Origin of the sequence: Niveibacterium sp. COAC-50 (genome assembly GCF_013184235.1) — a bacterium.
Classification (GTDB): Bacteria; Pseudomonadota; Gammaproteobacteria; order Burkholderiales; family Rhodocyclaceae; genus Niveibacterium; species Niveibacterium microcysteis.
Genome location: NZ_JABCJM010000021.1, coordinates 1 through 866, shown reverse-complemented (window position 1 = coordinate 866; position 866 = coordinate 1). Strand labels below are relative to the sequence as shown.

The following is an 866-nucleotide window of genomic DNA, read 5'->3' as shown; positions in this document are numbered from 1 at the left end:
TGTACAAGGGCAGGCTTGCCGTGTTCATCCACGCCATGCAACGCAAACACGTTCTTGGCCAGATCGATTCCAAGGACCACAATTTTCATGGGCTTCCCCTCCATCGAGATGACGATGAGTTGTGCAACCCCATCGTGGCACTCAAAACGCGACGCCGCTCAACCGGCACCGCGGGATGGGGAATGCCCTTTCATTCGTTAGGCCATGACGGACCAACACTGCGCTCTTCATTGCACACCGCTCATTGAAGACTATGTACCTGTCATATATGGCACTTTTGCGCCCGAACCGGCGCACGTTGTAGCTGAACGCATGAGCAAATATCCTTTCGCTAACGCTACGGCACGCGGGCCTTGCTGGGTGGAGAGTAGAACCCATGCCACTGTTCTTTTCTGCCCGGTGTGCCGGGAGGTATGGCGAACAACCCCGGAAGCGCGCCAGCTTGCGGATTATTTGGCTCAGGAAAGACCTTCCGTTGAAGAAGAGATCGCGAGACTTCGGGCACAACAAGATCAAAACAGGCGATACGCATTGATCCTGAGTACCGTTCAGACCGTCTTCTATGTCCTGCTGGGTAGCATTCTTGGGACCGCTCTATGCTACTTCGCACACGCGAACTTGGCCCTTGGCGCAACCCTCGGTGGGGCTGGAGGGGCCATATTTGCCGCACGCTCACCTCGGCCTAACACTGCGGTCGAGGGGACGCTTCGCGATAAGGCCGCTTCGCGCCCCTCACCTTGAACGTGTGCGCCGGGCATGGCGCGTTACTTCCTAGGTGCAAGTCCTAGGGCCAGGTTTTCGCAGAGCCGAAGGCAAGGAGAAGGGCAAGGGCGTCGTCGCGAGGCGGGGTCTGAAGGAAGCCCAAT

General features: G+C 57.7%; 1 protein-coding gene. It reads left to right on the top strand.

What is annotated here, in order from left to right; genetic code table 11:
* A partial coding sequence (locus tag HH302_RS22375) for a hypothetical protein (RefSeq protein ID WP_216662026.1) occupies positions 1–248 on the top strand: 248 nt, incomplete at its 5' end.
* Between the last annotated feature and the right edge of the window lie 618 nt (positions 249–866).